The organism is Wohlfahrtiimonas populi, assembly GCF_002006795.1.
Taxonomy (GTDB): Bacteria; Pseudomonadota; Gammaproteobacteria; order Cardiobacteriales; family Wohlfahrtiimonadaceae; genus Wohlfahrtiimonas; species Wohlfahrtiimonas populi.
In genome coordinates this window covers 239,864-259,237 of the sequence record NZ_MVDN01000004.1, presented here as the reverse complement: position 1 = coordinate 259,237, position 19,374 = coordinate 239,864, and the positions used below count along the sequence as shown (strand labels likewise).

Genomic DNA, 19,374 nt, shown 5'->3' with positions numbered 1-19,374 from the left:
TCATATTGAAGAATTAACATGTGTGGCACGTGATACTAAATTAGGTCCAGAAGAAATTTCTGCGGATATTCCTAACGTATCAGAAGCTGCATTAACAAAATTAGATGAAGCTGGTATGGCGTTCATCGGTGCTGAAGTTAAAGCAGGCGATATCTTGGTAGGTAAAGTTTCTCCTAAAGGTGAAACACAATTAACGCCAGAAGAAAAATTATTGCGTGCAATCTTCGGTGATAAAGCATCTGATGTTAAAGATACATCTTTACGTGTTCCTACAGGTATGGATGGTACAGTAATTGACGTTCGTGTCTTCACACGTGATGGCATCGAAAAAGATAGCCGTACTCGTGAAATCGAAGCTGCTGAACTGAAACGTGTTCGTAAAGACTTGAATGACCAATTACGTATCTTAGAAGATGACTTGTTTGATCGTGCACAACGTTTGTTGATGTCAAATGCGGCAGCAGCTGGCAACAGAGGCTTTAAAGCAGGTACTAACTTTACTGAAGAATATTTGTTAGGTTTGAGCCGTGAAGAATGGTTGAGCTTGGCATTGAAAGAAGAAAGTGCAGCAAATGACTTGGCACAATTGAAAGAATTGATGTCACAACAACGTAAAGAATTCGATAAACAATTCGAAGAAAAACGTGAAAAATTAATTCAAAGCGATGAATTAGCACCTGGCGTATTGAAAATGGTTAAGGTTTACTTAGCTGTTAAACGTCGTATTCAACCTGGTGATAAGATGGCTGGTCGTCACGGAAACAAAGGTGTTGTTTCTATGATCGTTCCTGAAGAAGATATGCCATATATGGAAGATGGTACGCCAGTTGATATCTGTTTGAACCCACTAGGTGTTCCTTCACGTATGAATATCGGACAGATTTTGGAAACTCACTTAGGCTGGGCTGCAAAGGGCTTGGGTAATAAGATCCAACGAATGTTAGAAGAAAAATCTGCAATGACGGATCTTCGTAGCTTTGTTGATGAAATCTATAACAAAGATGACAGTGCACAGAAAGTTGATTTGAATGACTTCAATGATGATCAATTCTTAGAATTGTGTCACAACTTGAAAAATGGTGTGCCAATGGCAACGCCAGTATTCGATGGTGCTTCAGAAGAAGAAATGCGTCGCATGTTGCGTTTAGCTGATTTACCAGAATCAGGTCAAATCACGTTGTTCGATGGTCGTACAGGTGATGCGTTTGATCGTCCTGTAACAATCGGTTACATGTACATGTTGAAATTGAATCACTTGGTTGACGATAAGATGCATGCTCGTTCAACAGGTCCTTACTCATTAGTAACGCAACAGCCATTGGGTGGTAAAGCTCAATTCGGTGGTCAGCGTTTCGGTGAGATGGAAGTATGGGCATTGCAAGCATATGGTGCGTCATACACGCTACAAGAAATGTTAACTGTTAAGTCAGATGACGTTGTTGGTCGTACGGAAGTTTATAAGAGTATTGTGAATGGAGAGCATCGTATGGATACTGGTATGCCGGAATCTTTCAACGTTCTCGTTAAAGAAATTCGTTCTCTTGGTATCAATATAGAGTTAGACGGCGAGTAATCTCTTAAAGCATAGGAACTAATGAACAATGAAAGATTTAATGAATTTATTTAAAAGTTCGGACAATGTTAAGAACTTTGATGCGATTAAAATTGGTTTATCTTCACCAGAAATGATCCGTTCGTGGTCATTTGGTGAGGTTAAAAAACCAGAAACAATTAACTACCGTACATTTAGACCAGAGCGTGATGGTCTATTCTGTGCTCGTATTTTCGGGCCAGTAAAAGATTACGAATGCTTGTGTGGTAAATACAAGCGTTTGAAACACCGTGGTGTTGTGTGTGAAAAATGTGGTGTTGAAGTAACAGTTGCTAAAGTGCGCCGTGAAAGAATGGGTCACATTGACTTAGCATCACCAGTTGCTCACATTTGGTACTTGAAATCATTACCAAGCCGTATCGGTTTGTTGTTGGATATGACATTACGTGATATCGAAAAAATCTTGTATTTCGAATCATTTGTTGTAACAGATCCAGGTATGACTCCGTTAGAACACGGTCAAATCTTAACGGATGAAGAATTCTTAGACATCATTGAAGAGCATGGTGATGAATTTGAAGCAAAAATGGGTGCAGAAGCAATTTTGGATCTATTGAAAGCTTTAGATTTGGAACAAGAAGTTTCTCGTCTACGTGAAGAATTAGAAGAAACTGGTTCAGAAACTAAATTCAAGCGCTTATCTAAGCGTTTGAAATTGATCGAATCATTCATTCAGTCTGGTAACAAACCAGAATGGATGATCTTGACTGTATTGCCAGTATTACCACCAGATTTACGTCCATTGGTTGCATTGGATGGTGGTCGTTTCGCAACGTCAGACTTGAATGATTTGTATCGTCGCGTTATCAACCGTAACAACCGTTTGAAACGTTTATTAGAATTAAGCGCACCAGACATCATCGTACGTAACGAAAAGCGTATGTTGCAGGAAGCTGTTGACTCATTGTTAGACAATGGTCGTCGTGGTCGTGCAATTACTGGTACAAACAAACGTCCATTGAAATCTTTGGCAGATATGATCAAAGGTAAGCAAGGTCGTTTCCGTCAGAACTTGTTGGGTAAACGTGTTGACTACTCAGGCCGTTCTGTAATCGTGGTTGGTCCTACATTGCGTTTGCACCAGTGCGGTTTGCCGAAAAAAATGGCTTTGGAATTGTTCAAACCATTCATTTTCTCTAAATTAATTTCTCGTGGTATCGCTGTAAAAATTAAAGCAGCTAAGAAATTAGTGGAAAGAGAAGCACCAGAAGTTTGGGACGTTTTAGAAGAAGTAATCGCAGAACATCCAGTATTATTGAACCGTGCACCAACATTGCATAGATTAGGTATTCAAGCGTTTGAACCAATCTTGATTGAAGGTAAAGCGATTCAGTTGCACCCATTAGTATGTACAGCGTTCAACGCCGACTTCGATGGTGACCAGATGGCTGTTCACGTTCCATTATCAATTGAAGCACAGCTAGAAGCTCGTGCATTGATGATGTCTTCAAACAATATTTTATCACCTGCAAATGGTGAGCCAATCATCGTTCCTTCACAGGACGTTGTATTAGGCTTGTACTATATGACTCGTGATCGCGCTCGTGTAAAAGGTGAAGGTATGATCTTCGCTGATTACGCTGAAGTATTGCGTGCATATCAATCTAAACAAGTTGCAGTACATGCGAAAATTCAAGTTCGTTTGCCTGCATACATGTTTGAAGATGCACAAGAAGGTGAAAAAGTACGCCGTGTTAGTACAACTGTTGGTCGTGTTTTATTGTCAGATGTATTGCCAAAAGGTTTACCTTTTGCATTGATCGATCGTGCATTAACAAAGAAAGTAATTTCTAGCTTAATTAACCAAGCGTATCGTCGTTTAGGATTGAAAGATACAGTAATCTTTGCTGACCGTTTGATGTATACAGGCTTCTACTATGCAATGCGTTCAGGTTCTTCTGTTGGTTACCAAGATATGGTAATTCCTGAAGAAAAAGCTGGCATCATTCATGAAGCAGAAACAGAAGTTAAAGAAGTTCAAGAGCAATACGCACAAGGTTTGGTAACAAACGGTGAACGTTACAATAAAGTTATCGATATTTGGTCTCGTACAAACGAAGAAGTTGCCAAAGTGATGATGAAAAACTTGAGTAAAGACCGCAATATCGATGCAGATGGCAATGAAATCTTAGAAGATTCATTCAACTCAATCTTTATGATGGCTGACTCAGGTGCTCGTGGTAGTGCGGCGCAGATTCGTCAGCTAGCGGGTATGCGTGGTTTGATGGCAAAACCAGATGGTTCGATCATCGAAACTCCAATCACAGCAAACTTCCGTGAAGGCCTAGACGTTCTTCAGTACTTCGTATCAACGCATGGTGCTCGTAAAGGTTTGGCGGATACGGCATTGAAAACAGCTAACTCAGGTTACTTGACTCGTCGTTTAGTTGACGTTGCACAAGATCTAGTTGTGGTGACTGATGACTGTGGTACAACAGACGGCTTATTGATGACACCAACTGTTGAAGGTGGTGATGTTATTGAGCGTTTGAGTGAGCGTGTACTAGGTTTAGTAACTGCACAAGACGTTTATATCCCAGGTTCAGATGAAGTATTATTCCCTGCGGGTACATTGATTGATGAAGCATTGGCTGAAGTGTTGGATGAGAAGGGCGTGGATGAAATGATCGTTCGTTCAGCTATCACATGTGAAAACTTATTTGGCTTATGTGCTAAATGTTATGGTCGTGACTTAGGTCGTGGTCACATTGTTAACCCAGGTGAATCTGTAGGTGTTATTGCCGCTCAATCAATCGGTGAGCCAGGTACACAGTTAACAATGCGTACGTTCCATATCGGTGGTACAGCATCTAGAGCAGCAGCAGTTTCAAACGTACAAGTTAAAACAAAAGGTTTGTTGAAACTTGTTAAAATGAAAACTGTTAAGAACAAAGATAACCAATTGGTATCAACATCACGTTCTGGTGAAATCATTATTACGGATGAATACGGTCGTAACCGTGAGCGCTATAAAGTACCTTACGGTGCAACATTAGCAATCCATGAAGGTGAAGAAGTAAATGTTGGTGATATTGTTGCAACTTGGGATCCACATACATATCCAGTAGTTGTAGAAGCATCTGGTTTCGTGAAATTTGAAGACTTCGATGAAGGCATCAATGTTCAGAAGCAAACAGATGAAATCACAGGTTTGACTCACTTAAGCGTATTGGATTCTAAATCACGTGGTGCAGGTAAAGATAAGCGTCCAGCAATTCACGTAGTAGATGCAAATGGTGATGCATTGACATTGCCAGGTACTGATATTGCTGCGATCTATACATTACCAGTAGGTGCGATTGTTTCATTGAACGATAATGCTGCTGTTTCTGTTGGTGACGTATTAGCGCGTATTCCACAAGAATCATCAAAAACTCGTGATATCACGGGTGGTTTGCCACGTGTTGCTGACTTATTTGAAGCACGCCGTCCGAAAGAAGCTGCAATCTTGGCTGAAATCTCTGGTGTTGTTAGCTTTGGTAAGGAAACAAAAGGCAAACAGCGTTTGGTATTGACAGATCGTGAAGGTAATATCTACGAAGAATTGATTCCAAAATGGCGTACAATCAACGTGTTCGAAGGTGAAAGCGTTGAGAAAGGTGAAATCATTGTTGATGGTGAGTTAAGTTCACATGACATCTTACGTTTGTTGGGTGTTAAAGAATTGGCTGCTTACTTGGTGAAAGAAATTCAAGACGTTTATCGTTTACAAGGTGTAAAAATCTCTGATAAGCATATTGAAGTAATTATTCGCCAGATGTTACGTAAAGTTGAAATTTTGGAAGCGAATGATTCTGAATACATCAAAGGTGAGCAAGTTGAGAAAACTCAAATGCTTCGTGAAAATGCACGCTTGATTAAAGAAGGCAAAGTGCCTGCAACGTATGAACCAATTTTATTGGGTATTACGAAAGCGTCATTGGCTACAGAAAGCTTTATCTCAGCTGCATCGTTCCAAGAAACAACACGTGTATTAACAGAAGCTTCTGTTCGTGGTTTACGTGATGAGTTACGTGGTTTGAAAGAAAACGTAATTGTGGGTCGTTTGATTCCTGCAGGTACGGGTTTGGCTTACCATGATGAACGCCGTAAAGAAAGAGAGCAAGAGCACGAAGGTACAGAATTATTCATCAGTGCTGAGTAATTCGAACAATTAAATATAATTATAAAAGCATCTACTCCTAGATGCTTTTATTGTTTATGAGGAAATTAGGATGTCAAATAAACGTGAATTTGAACGTATGATGTGGGCAAGACGCTTCACATTACAAGGCTTGTATGAATGGCAAGTGTCACAAAGTCAAGTGGAAGAGATCGAGCGCCATCTTGCAGAAAACCCAGATTTTGTGAAAGCTAATAGAGAATCTTTCTCTAATATGTTGCGCGGATCAATTCGTGGCCAAGCAGAAGCGAATGAATTGATCGCGCCATTATTGGATCGCCCAATTGAGCAATTAGACTTGGTGGAAAAAGCGGTGTTATGGATGGGTTGTTATGAATTATTAACACATCCTGAAACGCCTTACAAAGTTATCATTAATGAATCTGTAAACTTGGCGAAGAAATTTGGTGGTGATCAAAGTTATAAATTTATTAATGGTGTTCTTGATAAGGTCGCAAAGAAGGTTAGAATAGATTATCAATAATTATTAAATCATCTGAGAATAATATAATGGATATCTCTCCTTTTCTCCGCTTCATGGTAGAAAAAAATGGTTCGGATCTTTTTATGTATCCGAATGCACCGATCTGTATTAAATTAAGTGGTACAGTTCATCCGTTAAGCCGCGAAACTTTGTCTGCAGACACTGTGAAAAGTGCAATTTTTGGATTATTAACAGAAGCACAAGCAGAAGAGTTTAATCGTGAGCTTGAATTAAACTTTGCCATTAAGTTAGATGATGGTGCTCGTTTCAGGGTAAATATTTTCAAGCAACGTAATGAATATGGCATGGTTATTCGTTATGTTAAAGCTGTCATTCCTCGCATGGAAGATTTGCGTGTTCCAGAGATATTTAAAGATATCATTATGGAAAAACGGGGTTTAATCTTAGTTGTCGGCTCAACAGGTAGCGGTAAATCTACCAGTTTGGCATCTATGATTGATTATCGTGCAACACATACAGCGGGCCATATTCTAACAGTTGAAGATCCAATCGAGTTCGTTTATGAACATAAACGTTCTATCATTGGGCAGCGTGAAGTTGGCTTGGATACTCACAGTTACGAAAAAGCGTTAGAATCTGCGATGCGAGAAGCTCCTGATGTGATTTTGGTGGGTGAAGTTCGTAGTACAGAAATCATGAAAGCTGTAATCAACTTCTCTATCACTGGGCATTTATGCTTAACGACCTTGCATGCGAATAATGCAATTGGTGCGCTAGATAGAATCGTTAACTTCTTCCCTGAATCAGCACGCGCGCAATTGTTAGTGGATTTATCTTTAAATATCAAAGCTATTATTTCACAGCGTTTAGTTAAAGGTGTGGATGGTAAGTTAGTACCTGCAGTTGAAGTGATGCTAAATACGCCATATATCCAAGAATTGATTATGAAAGGTAAATTGGATACGATTCCTGATGCTATGGAAAATGGTGGTACAACAGGTATGCGCACATTTGATCAGGCGCTTTATGATATGTATGCACAAGGCATTATTTCTGCTGAAGAAGCTATTTCAAATGCTGACTCTAAAAATAACGTTTCTTTACGTATTCGCATGGGCGATACACGCGGTGTTACAAGAGATGATATTGCAGGCGAAGCTAAATTTAAATTAAAACAATATTAATTGTTGAAATGATTCTAACAAAGCACTGATAGCACAGTTATTAGTGCTTTTTTATTGGGAAAAATTATGGATTATGATCGTCGTTTTTCAGGTTTAAATCGTTTATATCAAAAAGAAGCAACGGATATTTTACAAGAAGCACATGTCATTATCGCAGGTGTTGGTGGCGTTGGTTCTTGGTGTGTGGAAGCATTGGCTCGGTCGGGTATTGGTCATTTAACTTTGGTTGACTTAGATGTTGTGGCAGAAAGTAACATCAATCGTCAGTTACTTGCATTATCTTCAACTTTGGGTGAATCTAAAATTGAGGTGATGGCAAAGCGCATTCAAGAAATTAATGAAGATTGTAAAGTCACGTTGATCGATGATTTTCTCACGGAAGAAAATTTGGATGAGCTGCTGAGTCAATTTGATTCTAAGAATACATGGATTGTGGATGCGATTGATAATGTTCGTGTGAAAGCCACATTGATTGCTTGGGCAAAGCGTAATAAGTTTAAGATTATGGTTAGTGGGGCAGCGGGTGGCAAGATTGACCCTCAATCATTTAAATTAGATGATTTATCGAAAACTTATCACGACCCACTGTGCGCAAGTTTAAAAGCAACATTGAAGAAGAAATACAATTTAGGCAAAGATGGTGCAAAACTCAATGTACCAACTGTGTTTTCCACAGAAAACATGCAAGGTTCACATAAAGGCAAAGGCGGATTAAACTGTGCTGGTTATGGCTCAATCGTTACAATGACTGCAACGATGGGCATGATGATGGCAGGTTATGTTGTGAATAAGATTGTGGGTAAGTAGGTGGATAAAAATCCAAGGCAATAAAAAACCTGATTTTATAATCAGGTTTTTTTTGAATCTTATTTATATTAAATAATGAACTATTTAATTATTTAGATTGCTCTAACAAATCAGTATAAGCAGCTGAGAAACCTTTCAATGGTGCAGTTGCTTTGATATGTAAAGGGCTGTTTTTAGGTGCATTAGAGTCAAATGTGAAGTTAACAAATACATTGTTACCTTTTTGGAATTGTTCTAATAATTTACCTTTAACATCTACATCCATTGGCAATGCAGCGATACAGCCGAAGTTTGTACAACGTTCAAAGTTGATTTGAGCGATATCTGTATCGATATCTTTTTCTTTACCAGCTTCGTCTTGGCCTTTTACAGTGATGTAAATTTTACCTTTATCATCATTGCTGTTTAAACGAATTTGTAAACCTTCGCTCAACTGAACATCTAATGGTGCAGCAAATACCATTACAGGTGTTTTATCAAATAAAGTAATGGAAGTTCTTAAAATTGGAACTTGTCTTTGCTTATCTTTTGCTAATTTTTCATCAGCAGGCGCAGCCATAGTTGTTTGATGAAACATTTGGCATTCTTTTTTATTGTTTGGTGCAGCAAAACATTCAACTGTCCAATCTTGGTGTTTCTTTTTATATACTGAGTCATTTGCTTGCTGAGCATTTGCACCTGCTAACAATGCAGATGAGATGAATGTTGCAGCCATTACTTTTTTAAACATAATATCCTCATTAAAATGAAGTTAAAAATAGTCAACTATTGGATTATTCTACTCGTATTTGTTGTTAAATCAAGGTAAATCCTTTGTATTAAAGAAGTTTTCTATGGTTGTGGTCTTACAAGTTGAGGGTAATTTTTGTATAATAGTCACTCCTTAAAATACGAGAAGAAAGTGAGTGAAAAATGTGTGAGCGCGAAAAGTTCTTAGGCAATCTTTATGTCATTTCATCGCCTTCAGGTGGTGGAAAAACGACATTGGTCAGCCAATTACTTGAATGTACACCAGATATTAGCCGAGTGGTAACACACACGACACGACCACCAAGACCGAATGAAAAACATGGCGTTCATTATCATTTTGTGACATCAGATGAATTTTTGTCATTGAAAGATGAAGGTGGATTTGTTGAAACTGCGCAAGTATTTAACTTTCATTATGGTACTTCATGGAAAGAAGTGAAAGCTAAATTGAGACATGGCATGGATGTGATTTTAGTGATCGATTGGCAAGGTGCGGAACAAGTTCGCATTAGCCATCCTGAAGCGATTACCATCTTTATTTTGCCACCATCATTAGAAACATTGCGTGCGCGTTTATTTGCACGTAATGAAGATAGCGTTGCAGTTGTTGAAAATAGAATGAGAGATGCAAGTAATCAGATCATGCATTATAAAGATTTTGATTATTTGGTTGTGAATGATGACTTTGATATCGCATTAGCAAATTTACGTTCTATCATTATGGCAGAGCGTTTAAAAGCGGATCATCAAAAGGTTCGTCATCAATTATTGATCTCATCGCTATTGCAGTCGTAAGATTTCAATACGCTCAATCAATATTTTAGTTATTATTAATACAGGATACTGTAAGAATTAGGAGTTTTATTTATGGCACGTGTAACCGTAGAAGATTGTTTAGATAAAGTAGATAACCGTTTCCAATTAGTACTATTGGCTTCTCGCCGTGCTCATCAACTAGCATTGGGTGCAGATACAAAATTGGCACCTAATGGTGAAAAAGTAACTGTAATGGCATTGCGTGAAATTGCTGAAGAGTTGATTACAATTGATGAAATTAAAAAATTGAATGTGAAGCCAAAGCCAGTAATCGTTGAAAGCTTCAAACCAGAAACAGCATTTGAATTTTAATTAGCGCATTGGATCTCATTATGGAACCAATCAAGCTCCCTGAAGAAATGGCGCTTTGGAACGAAGCATTTTTTGCTAAAGTTGCAGAGTTGGAATCTCGCGTTAGTCGCTATATGACCAAAGCTGAAACAGCAAAGGTCAGGGAAGCATGTATTTTTGGAGCTTGGGCTCATCAAGGGCAATCTAGAAGCTCGGGTGAACCTTATATTTTTCATCCAATTGAAGTTGCGTTGATCTTAACGTTGGTTCAATTGGATATTCATTCCATTGTGGGTGCTGTGCTACATGATGTGATCGAAGATACTGAGATCACATTTGATGAAATTAAAGATAAGTTTGGCAAGGAAACTGCCGAAATTGTTGATGGTGTCAGTAAATTAACTAAAATTCGCTTCAGTTCTAAGTTAGAAGCCAAAGCTGAAAACTTTAGAAAAATGATCCTCGCAATGACAAAAGATTTGCGTGTCATCATGGTTAAGCTGGCAGATCGTCTACACAATATGCGTACTTTAGGGGCTTTAGCACCTTATAAAAAGCGCAGAATTGCACGCGATACTTTAGATATTTATACACCAATTGCCGCACGATTGGGGATGTTTGCACTGCAAGTTGAATTAGAAAACTTGTGCTTTGAAAATATCTATCCAATGCGTTATCGCATCTTGCAGGAATTTGTGAATAAAAAGCGAATTTCGCAAGGCCCAACGGTTCAAGCAATTCGTGAAGCCATTCAATCGAAATTAGATGTTGTGGGGATTTCCGCACGCATTTCAATTCGTGAAAAACATGGTTGGAGTTTATATAAGAAACTTCAAAAACGTGGCTCAACTAGCCAATTATCAGATATTTTCTCAATTCGTGTGATTGTGAATAGTACTGATGAATGTTATCGCGTATTGGGCATTGTTCACAGTTTGAACAAGCCGATCATTGGTCGTTTTAAAGATTTCATAGCCATTCCTAAAGTGAATGGTTATCAGAGTTTGCACACAGTCGTTTTTGGCGCAAATATGTTGCCAGTCGAAGTGCAAATTCGTACAAAAGAGATGCATATCATTGCTGAAGCAGGCGCTGCCGCGCACTGGCGTTATGGTGAAGCTTATCGTGAACAAAACTATACTAAACATAAAACGCGAGAATGGTTAGATTACGTCACTGAATTACAAAATAGCATGCTGTCTTCCGAAGAGTTTATGGCTTCCATGAAGGAAGATTTATTCCCATCAGAGATTTATGTATTTACGCCCAATGGCCGAATCATTGAGTTGCCAAAAGGTTCAACTGCTGTTGACTTTGCTTATGCAATTCACTCAGATATTGGTAATCACTGTATTTCAGCAAAAGTGGATGCAAAATTTGCGCCAATCTCTCAAGTTTTAGTAACAGGGCAAACTGTAGAAATACAGACATCACAAAGCGCTCAGCCTAACCCAATGTGGTTAGAGTTTGTGAGAACAGCGAAAGCACGATCAGCCATTCGTAGTTATCTCAGCAAATTAAGTTATGATGATACCGTTGTGATTGGTCGTAACTTGCTAGAAAATGCGATGAAGCAAAAGAATATTGCATTAGAGCAATTGACTGATGAAGTATTGGCACGCTTAGCAAAAGAGTTACAAGTAGAATCGGTTGAAGCGATGTATGCTGGTATTGGATCAGGCAAGCGGCCATCTTCATTCATTATTAATCGATTGGAAGCACATGGTTTGGATGTTGAACAAGAGTTTAAACATTCGCACTATACAGAACAAAATAGTGGCACTGTGGATGGTGCCAATGGTAGAGAAATTCTCTTCGGAGATTGCTGTTATCCTATTCCAGATGATAGTATTATGGGATATTGGCAACCTCGTCATGGCAAATTAGTTGTACATAGAACAGATTGTCACATCGCAGTAGAAGCATTAAAACATTTAGAACGTTGTTACCCATTAACATGGAATCATAATAAAGAAAAAGCGTTATTCCCAGTTCAGCTCTGTTTTATAATTAAAAATCAACGTGGTGTAATTGCAGAAATCACCAAAGCGTTAGTAGAGATGGATGTGAATATTAATGACTTACGTTCACAGTCAATTAATGGTGACTTTAGCCATATCTGGATGGTGATTCATGTGCCAGATAGAATTTTCTTAGCGAACGTATTTCGACATTTAAAAAAATTAGATAATGTCGTGCGAATAGGACGACAAAACGACGAGGCTTAGCTCATTGGTTCGTGATTGGTTTGATAAAGATAAAGGTCGCTTTCGACTAGTAGTAACTGCCTGCATCTTGATATTCATGATGATGGGCATGTATCTGTTTTTCAAATCTTCTGCCGTTACTAAAAATCTCTCTTACTCGTTATATGATTATTTCATAGAAAAAAAAGCACAGCCATTAGCCAAAGATAACGATTTAGTTATGATCGTAATTGATGACAAAAGTATTCGTGCGCTCGAAAAAATTTGGCCTTGGCCGCGTGCTTATCATGCTGGGTTGATCACCGAGTTAACGCGTATGGGCGTTAAAGTAATTGCGTATGATATTTTATTCACAGAAAGTAGTTCTAGTGATGCAATTTTAGCCAAAGCTATTGATAAGCATGGTGCAGTTGTCTTACCTAAACCTCTTTTCTTTTCATCAGATGGTTTAGTACCATTTGAAGATATTGCGCATTTTGGGCATGTGGAAGTAAACATCGACAGCGATGGTGTTGTGCGTTCTGTAGATCCTTATTTGGATGGGATGCGCAGCTTCTCCTTTGCGATTTTAAATGCTTTGTCAGACATTGATCCTACTAAGAAAACAGCGCGTGAATTGTATAAAGACAATTTAGATGAGCCTATACGTTATGTTTATTCATCTGAAAGAACATATCCTACATATTCATTTTCAGATGTTTTGATGGGGCGTATAGATCCTTCAGAATTTAAAGATAAAATCGTATTTGTGGGTGTGAGCGCAACAGGGATTGGTGAACGCTTAAGAAGTTCATCATTGCGTAATAGTACATTCAAAACGGGCGTAGAAGTTCAAGCATCAATCTTTGAAGCTTTGCGTGAACAAGCAGTCACAGAATATTCCAGTGGCTTATTTGATAGCATTGTGACTTTTATTTCCATCACAGGTATTGCTCTGGTCGCTATTTTCTCATCACCGTTAATCACAATCGGGATTTTAGTTCTCTATATTGGTTTTTTAACATGTAGTGCTTTCTTACTATTTTATTTCCAAAGTTATTGGTATTCGCCCATTGCATTAGCATTCGCGATGATTAGTGTGATCTTTTTATATACCATTGCCCAGATTCATGTGAGCTTAAAAGAAGCCAATAGAACATTGAATCTCAACGTTGCGGATCGCACGAAAAAATTAGTCATTTCTAATTTGCGTTTAGCACAAGAAATGAATGAAAAAGAGAAAATTTGGGCAGATTTAAGAGATAGTGAGGAACAACTCAAAGTATTATTGGATGGTTTACAGATTGGTATTGTATCCACAGATGAAGACGGAAATTTGATTACAGCCAACAGTACTGCATTGAGTTTCTTTAATTTGCACACAGTAGAAGATGCCAAAACATTAGAGCATTATTTTAAATATGATTTGGCACATGGCGGTGCACAAATTAATACAAAAGAAATTTTTAAAGCGTTGCTAAATACACGTGAATCGAGTCAATTAGAATGTATGTTGTCTTCAGAAAGTTCAAGATATAATGGCATACCAACTGCATTGTTGTTCTCTCGTTTGAGCACATCAGATCGTCAGAATCATTTTGCTTGTATCATTCGTGATATCAGTGATCAAAAACGTGCTGAATTTATCACACAGGAATTTGTGGCAACAGTTTCTCATGAATTACGCACACCGATTACATCCATTAAAGGTTCATTGGGGTTAATGAGTAGCGGTATTACAGGTGAAATTCCTGTGAAAGCACAGAAACTATTAGAATTAGCTTCTCGTAATAGTGAGCGTTTATTGAGCCTTGTGAATGATATTTTGGATATCCAAAAGATACAATTAGGTACATTGGATTTCCATTTGAAGACAATTGATATTGTTGTAGTTGTCCGACAATCTATCGAAGTGAATGAGTTATATGCTCAGAATTTAGGTGTTAAAATTTATAGCGAATTACCTTCTTATCCAATTTATGTGATGGGTGATTCTGATCGTTTAACGCAAGTGATGAGTAACTTATTATCCAATGCTGCAAAGTTCTCAAAACCAGACAGTAAAGTGGATGTGCGCGTGATTTTGGAAGGTAAAAAAGTGCGTGTGGATATTCAAGATTATGGTGTCGGTATTNTGATATTTTGGATATCCAAAAGATACAATTAGGTACATTGGATTTCCATTTGAAGACAATTGATATTGTTGTAGTTGTCCGACAATCTATCGAAGTGAATGAGTTATATGCTCAGAATTTAGGTGTTAAAATTTATAGCGAATTACCTTCTTATCCAATTTATGTGATGGGTGATTCTGATCGTTTAACGCAAGTGATGAGTAACTTATTATCCAATGCTGCAAAGTTCTCAAAACCAGACAGTAAAGTGGATGTGCGCGTGATTTTGGAAGGTAAAAAAGTGCGTGTGGATATTCAAGATTATGGTGTCGGTATTCCTGAGAGTTTCAAAAATAAAGTCTTTATGAAGTTTGCTCAAGCTGATGATGCGAAGCATCGTTCGAAAGGAACTGGTTTGGGGTTAAGTATTTCTAAAGCATTCATTGAAAGAATGGGTGGCACAATACACTATGATTCAGTGGAAAATGTGGGCACAACATTCTATTTCTATTTACCGCTCGCTTCTATGGAAGAAGTGACGAATTATATTTCAGATCAAAAAGCGAAAAAGGATATGTTTTTATGACCAAATCGAATAAACCTATGAAAGTTTTGGGTGGATTGACGATTGAAGAGTTTTTCAGAGATTATTGGCAGAAAAAACCTCTATTTGTTAAGAACGCGTTTCAAGACTTTGTTGACCCAATGTCACCAGATGAAATTGCTGGTTTAAGCTGTGAGGAAGGTGTGCCTTCTCGTTTTGTGTTCGAAGAACGCAATTGGGAATTAAAGTGCGGACCATTTGCAGATAAAGATTTTGCTAATTTACCAGAGAAAAAATGGGTTTTATTAGTGAACGATGTTGAAAAATTTATGCCTCAAATGCGTGTTCTCTCAGATCCTTTCAATTTTATTCCTGAATGGAGAATGGATGATCTGCAAGTGAGTTATGCTGTGGATCAAGGTACAGTGGGCGCACATTGGGATGATTACGATGTGTTCTTAATTCAAGGCATGGGTAAAAAGAAATGGCAAATTAGCTATGACGAAGTTTCTGAAAATGACTTCGTGACAGGTTTACCAATTCGTTTAATTGAGAAATTCAATGTTCATGAAGAGTGGATTGTAGAGCCAGGCGATTTATTGTATCTGCCACCAAGAATTGGGCATTTCGGCGTTGCGATTGGTGAAAGTATGACTTGGTCTGTAGGTTTTAGAGCGCCAAAGCATCGTGAAATGATTCATGATTTTGTGGAAGATATTATTCAATTCACAGGCGCAGATGAACGTTATTCTGATGCAGATTTATTGCCACGTGAGTTCTCAACAGAATTGAATGATGATGATATTGATCGCGTGATGAAAGTGATCCAAGAAGGCTTGTCTAATAATCGTGATTTAGTGGCTGATTGGTTTGGTCGCTTCATGAGCGAATGCAAAGAAGGGCAGGAACCTGAAACTTTGGATGAAGAATTCAGTACAGATGAAGTTCAAGTCTTATTAGAAGATGGTGCGGATATCGAACGTGTACCAACAGTTTCATTATACTTCCGTGAAACAGTGGATGAAGTTGTGATGTATGCAAATGGCGAATGTTTTGCATTAGACAAAAAGCATACGAAATTGGTTCAGTTCTTATGTGAAAATCGTCAATATAGCCCAGGCAAAATGTTGCAATTCATGAAAGATGAAGTTGCCGCAGAATTTGTTGTGGACTTAGTGAATCAAGGCATCTTAGCATTCTTTGATGGCGATGATCATGACCACGAATGTGATGGTGATTGCGATCATGATCACTAATTGGAAACAAACATCTGTAGCGCTATTGGCGCTATCGTTATCATTCGCAACAGCAGGTGAATTTTGGCAAGAGCGCAATGAACAACATGGTCAATCACATTTGCCTTTAGCGGATGTTGTGATTAATGACAAAACGATTCAAGTGGAATTGGCAACAACACCAAGAACTCAAGCTTATGGTTTGATGAATCGTTTTATCTTGCCAGAAAGTCAAGGCATGTTATTTGTGTTTGAAAAAACTCAGCCATTAAGCTTTTGGATGAAAAATACAAAAATTCCATTGGATATTTTGTATTTCAATGCAGAAGGTGTGTTAGTAGATTTTGCTGAAGCTGTGCCTTGCTTGAATGATCCTTGCCCATCTTATCCATCGAAAGCACAAGGAAAATACGTGCTTGAAATAGGCAAAGGTGAACGCAAGCGTTTAGGAATTGAAATTGGCGATCAACTGAAAAAGATAGATTAGGCTTTTGTTTTAACAAAAATATCGGTATAATCTTCGGCAATTATGCTGTCATCGCCATTGACATAACATTATTTTATTTGGAGTTTTAAACTTTATGTTAACAACAGAAAAAAAAGCAGCAATCGTTGCTGAATTCGCACGCGGCGAAAACGACACAGGTTCTCCTGAAGTTCAAGTTGCACTTTTAACTAACAACATCAACGCATTGCGTGCTCACTTTGATGCTCACAAGAAAGATCATCACTCACGCCGTGGTTTGTTGCAAATGGTTAACCAACGTCGTAAATTGTTGGATTACTTGAAGCGTAAAGATTTAGCGCGTTATCAGACTTTGATTGAGCGTTTACAATTACGTCGCTAATATTGAATATTATGCGTATGAATATGTAGTGAACAGCCCTTGCAGTTTTTCTGTAAGGGCTTTCATTATTTTGTGGTAAAAGGGTTTTGAAGGGTTCTGACAGAGCATTTTTATATTAAATGATGCTTCATATATATTCCTCGCCTACGGCAAGGAATATGAAAAAGTTTATGTGATGAAGCGATTCAGAGAATGTTTTGTCAGCTCCCTTGGTATCAAGAACTTTTACCGAAATTTTTTAAAACTATATGAAAGGTAAAAATTATGGAATTAAAAGCTACTAAAAAAGAGTTTATGTATGGCAACCAAAAGGTTGTTTTAGAAGTTGGTGAAATGGCTCGCCAAGCAAATGCAGCGGTTAAAGTTGACGTTGAAGGTACTGTAGTATTTGTAACATGTGTTGCATCTACTAAGTTTGATCCGACTCGTGATTTCTTCCCATTGACTGTGAACTATCAAGAGCGCACATATGCAGCAGGTAAAATCCCTGGTGGTTTCTTCCGTCGTGAAGGACGTCCTTCCGAAGGGGAAACATTGATTGCTCGTTTGATCGATCGTCCATTGCGCCCATTGTTTGCTGAAGGCTTCACAAACGAAACACAAGTAATTGCAACAGTTGTATCAATTAATCCAGAAGTAAGTGCTGATATCCCAGCAATGATAGGTGCGTCAGCAGCTGTATCATTAGCAGGTTTACCATTTGCAGGCCCTTTGGGTGTTGCGCGTGTTGGTTACGATAACGGCGAATACTTGTTGAACCCATCTAAAGAACAATTGGCAACATCTAAATTGGATTTGGTTGTAGCTGGTACTAAAGATGCAGTGTTGATGGTTGAATCAGAAGCTGAATTATTGAGCGAAGACGTAATGTTAGGCGCTGTAATGTTCGGTCACCAATCAATGCAAGTTGTGGTTGATAACATCAATGCATTGTGCGCAGAAGTTGGCGTAACTAAATTTGAATATGAAACAGTACAGAAAAATACTGAATTAGAAGCAGCTGTTAAAGCATTCGGTACAGCTAAACTAGAAGCAGCTTACACAATTTCTGTGAAAGCAGATCGTTATGCTGCAATCGATGCATTGCGTGCTGAAGCAATCGAAACTTTGATCACTGAAGATAATGATTTCACAAAAGATGTAATCAACGCTGTAATCGATGACATGAGCTACCGTTTAGTGCGTGATCATATCTTAGATGGTAAACCACGTATTGATGGTCGTGATACAACAACAGTTCGTCCAATCATTTCTCGTGTTGGCGTTTTACCTCGTACACACGGTTCTGCATTGTTCACACGTGGCGAAACTCAAGCATTGGTTGTAACAACTTTGGGTACAGATCGCGATGCACAAATCATTGATGCATTAGATGGCGAATACAAAGACAAATTCTTGTTCCATTACAACTTCCCTCCATATTCTGTAGGTGAAACTGGTATGGTTGGTTCACCTAAGCGTCGTGAAATCGGTCACGGTCGTTTAGCAAAACGTGGTGTTCAAGCTGTATTGCCAAGCATGGAAGAATATCCATACACTGTTCGCGTTGTATCTGAAATCACTGAATCTAACGGTTCAAGTTCAATGGCATCAGTTTGTGGTGCATCATTGTCATTGATGGATGCAGGTGTTCCTTTGAAAGCTCCAGTTGCTGGTATTGCAATGGGCTTGATCAAAGAAGGCGACCGTTTTGCTGTATTGACAGATATCTTGGGTGATGAAGATCACTTAGGTGATATGGACTTTAAAGTAGCAGGTACAACTGATGGTATTTCTGCACTTCAAATGGATATCAAAATCACAGGTATCACTAAAGAAATTATGGAACAAGCGTTAGCACAAGCTAAGGTTGCGCGTTTACATATCATCAATGAAATGAGCAGTACGTTGAATACTTCTCGTGAAGAAATTTCTGAATTTGCACCACGTTTCACAATTTTCCGCATCAATCCTGATAAGATCCGTGATGTTATCGGCAAAGGTGGCGTAACAATCCGTGGTATTACAGAAGAAACTGGTGCTGTAATCGAAATCGAAGATGACGGTACAATCAAAATCGCAGCATCTAATGCAGATCAAGCAGCAGAAGCTAAGAAGCGTATTGAAGAAATCACAGCTGATATCGAAGTTGGTCGTATTTATGAATCAGCAGTTGTTCGTATCATGGACTTCGGTGCATTCGTTAACTTGATGCCTGGCCGTGATGGTATGGTTCACGTTTCTCAGATTCCTTCTGAAGAGCGTATCCAAAATGTATCTGATCACTTGAAAGTTGGTCAAGTTGTTCGCGTTAAAGTATTGGAAATTGATAAGCAAGGCCGTATCCGCTTAACAATGAAAGATGTTGATGCGCCTGCGCCAGCAGCAGAATAATCTACTT

The 19,374-nt window shown here is 38.5% G+C and carries 15 protein-coding genes; 14 read left to right on the top strand and 1 reads right to left on the bottom strand.

The window, feature by feature from the left end:
• The 5 genes from BZK16_RS07035 to BZK16_RS07015 form a co-directional block, all read left to right on the top strand.
• A partial coding sequence (locus BZK16_RS07035; RefSeq protein ID WP_456300681.1) for a DNA-directed RNA polymerase subunit beta occupies positions 1–1,573 on the top strand: 1,573 nt, incomplete at its 5' end.
• Between the two features lie 28 nt (positions 1,574–1,601).
• The gene (rpoC, locus tag BZK16_RS07030; RefSeq protein ID WP_077928181.1) at positions 1,602–5,756 is read left to right on the top strand and encodes a DNA-directed RNA polymerase subunit beta'; all 4,155 of its coding nucleotides are present in this window, start codon (positions 1,602–1,604) and stop codon (positions 5,754–5,756) included.
• A gap of 70 nt (positions 5,757–5,826) precedes the next feature.
• Positions 5,827–6,258: a transcription antitermination factor NusB gene (gene nusB / locus BZK16_RS07025; RefSeq protein ID WP_077928180.1), complete on the top strand. Its 432-nt coding sequence runs from the start codon at positions 5,827–5,829 to the stop codon at positions 6,256–6,258.
• A 26-nt stretch (positions 6,259–6,284) separates the two neighbouring features.
• Positions 6,285–7,403: a PilT/PilU family type 4a pilus ATPase gene (locus BZK16_RS07020; RefSeq protein WP_077928179.1), complete on the top strand. Its 1,119-nt coding sequence runs from the start codon at positions 6,285–6,287 to the stop codon at positions 7,401–7,403.
• Between the two features lie 66 nt (positions 7,404–7,469).
• The gene (locus tag BZK16_RS07015; protein WP_077928178.1) at positions 7,470–8,210 is read left to right on the top strand and encodes a tRNA threonylcarbamoyladenosine dehydratase; all 741 of its coding nucleotides are present in this window, start codon (positions 7,470–7,472) and stop codon (positions 8,208–8,210) included.
• 88 nt (positions 8,211–8,298) lie between these two features.
• Here the strand turns inward: BZK16_RS07015 and BZK16_RS07010 are convergent, their stop codons facing one another.
• Complete coding sequence (locus BZK16_RS07010; protein ID WP_077928177.1) at positions 8,299–8,940, bottom strand: invasion associated locus B family protein; 642 nt, start codon at positions 8,938–8,940, stop codon at positions 8,299–8,301.
• Between the two features lie 182 nt (positions 8,941–9,122).
• Between BZK16_RS07010 and gmk the strand changes: the two genes are divergently transcribed.
• The 9 genes from gmk to pnp all read left to right on the top strand — a co-directional run bounded on the left by gmk (position 9,123) and on the right by pnp (position 19,367).
• Positions 9,123–9,755: a guanylate kinase gene (gene gmk, locus BZK16_RS07005; protein ID WP_077928176.1), complete on the top strand. Its 633-nt coding sequence runs from the start codon at positions 9,123–9,125 to the stop codon at positions 9,753–9,755.
• Positions 9,756–9,827: 72 nt separating this feature from the next.
• Positions 9,828–10,088 carry a DNA-directed RNA polymerase subunit omega gene (gene rpoZ / locus BZK16_RS07000; RefSeq protein WP_077928175.1) on the top strand — a complete coding sequence of 87 codons (261 nt, stop codon included), beginning with the start codon at positions 9,828–9,830 and terminating at the stop codon, positions 10,086–10,088.
• Positions 10,089–10,108: 20 nt separating this feature from the next.
• A complete protein-coding gene (locus BZK16_RS06995) occupies positions 10,109–12,295 on the top strand; it encodes a RelA/SpoT family protein (protein WP_077928174.1) in 2,187 nt (728 codons plus the stop codon).
• Positions 12,296–12,371: 76 nt separating this feature from the next.
• Positions 12,372–14,420: a CHASE2 domain-containing protein gene (locus BZK16_RS06990; protein WP_077928196.1), complete on the top strand. Its 2,049-nt coding sequence runs from the start codon at positions 12,372–12,374 to the stop codon at positions 14,418–14,420.
• Between the two features lie 17 nt (positions 14,421–14,437).
• On the top strand, positions 14,438–14,953 hold the full coding sequence (locus BZK16_RS06985; protein WP_143691150.1) for a sensor histidine kinase: 516 nt from the start codon (positions 14,438–14,440) through the stop codon (positions 14,951–14,953).
• Positions 14,950–16,167, top strand: coding sequence for a ribosomal protein uL16 3-hydroxylase (locus tag BZK16_RS06980; RefSeq protein ID WP_077928172.1), 1,218 nt, complete (start codon positions 14,950–14,952; stop codon positions 16,165–16,167). The genes BZK16_RS06985 and BZK16_RS06980 overlap by 4 nt, the downstream gene beginning before the upstream one ends.
• Positions 16,127–16,633, top strand: coding sequence for a DUF192 domain-containing protein (locus tag BZK16_RS06975; RefSeq protein ID WP_233145218.1), 507 nt, complete (start codon positions 16,127–16,129; stop codon positions 16,631–16,633). Before BZK16_RS06980 ends, BZK16_RS06975 begins: the two co-directional genes overlap by 41 nt.
• A 94-nt stretch (positions 16,634–16,727) precedes the next feature.
• The gene (rpsO, locus tag BZK16_RS06970) at positions 16,728–16,994 is read left to right on the top strand and encodes a 30S ribosomal protein S15 (protein WP_077925807.1); all 267 of its coding nucleotides are present in this window, start codon (positions 16,728–16,730) and stop codon (positions 16,992–16,994) included.
• Between the two features lie 264 nt (positions 16,995–17,258).
• Positions 17,259–19,367, top strand: a complete 2,109-nt coding sequence (gene pnp, locus BZK16_RS06965) for a polyribonucleotide nucleotidyltransferase (protein ID WP_077928170.1) — start codon at positions 17,259–17,261, stop codon at positions 19,365–19,367.
• The last annotated feature ends 7 nt before the right edge of the window (positions 19,368–19,374 follow it).

What these genes read in the sequence shown, in the direction of transcription:
- BZK16_RS07010 (WP_077928177.1), bottom strand. Translation starts at nt 8,940, where the DNA reads ATGTTTAAAAAAGTAATGGCTGCAACATTCATCTCATCTGCATTGTTA.
- nusB (WP_077928180.1), top strand. Translation starts at nt 5,827, where the DNA reads ATGTCAAATAAACGTGAATTTGAACGTATGATGTGGGCAAGACGCTTC.
- gmk (WP_077928176.1), top strand. Translation starts at nt 9,123, where the DNA reads ATGTGTGAGCGCGAAAAGTTCTTAGGCAATCTTTATGTCATTTCATCG.
- BZK16_RS06975 (WP_233145218.1), top strand. Translation starts at nt 16,127, where the DNA reads ATGACCACGAATGTGATGGTGATTGCGATCATGATCACTAATTGGAAA.
- rpoC (WP_077928181.1), top strand. Translation starts at nt 1,602, where the DNA reads ATGAAAGATTTAATGAATTTATTTAAAAGTTCGGACAATGTTAAGAAC.
- BZK16_RS07020 (WP_077928179.1), top strand. Translation starts at nt 6,285, where the DNA reads ATGGATATCTCTCCTTTTCTCCGCTTCATGGTAGAAAAAAATGGTTCG.
- BZK16_RS06995 (WP_077928174.1), top strand. Translation starts at nt 10,109, where the DNA reads ATGGAACCAATCAAGCTCCCTGAAGAAATGGCGCTTTGGAACGAAGCA.
- rpoZ (WP_077928175.1), top strand. Translation starts at nt 9,828, where the DNA reads ATGGCACGTGTAACCGTAGAAGATTGTTTAGATAAAGTAGATAACCGT.
- BZK16_RS06980 (WP_077928172.1), top strand. Translation starts at nt 14,950, where the DNA reads ATGACCAAATCGAATAAACCTATGAAAGTTTTGGGTGGATTGACGATT.
- pnp (WP_077928170.1), top strand. Translation starts at nt 17,259, where the DNA reads ATGGAATTAAAAGCTACTAAAAAAGAGTTTATGTATGGCAACCAAAAG.
- rpsO (WP_077925807.1), top strand. Translation starts at nt 16,728, where the DNA reads ATGTTAACAACAGAAAAAAAAGCAGCAATCGTTGCTGAATTCGCACGC.
- BZK16_RS07015 (WP_077928178.1), top strand. Translation starts at nt 7,470, where the DNA reads ATGGATTATGATCGTCGTTTTTCAGGTTTAAATCGTTTATATCAAAAA.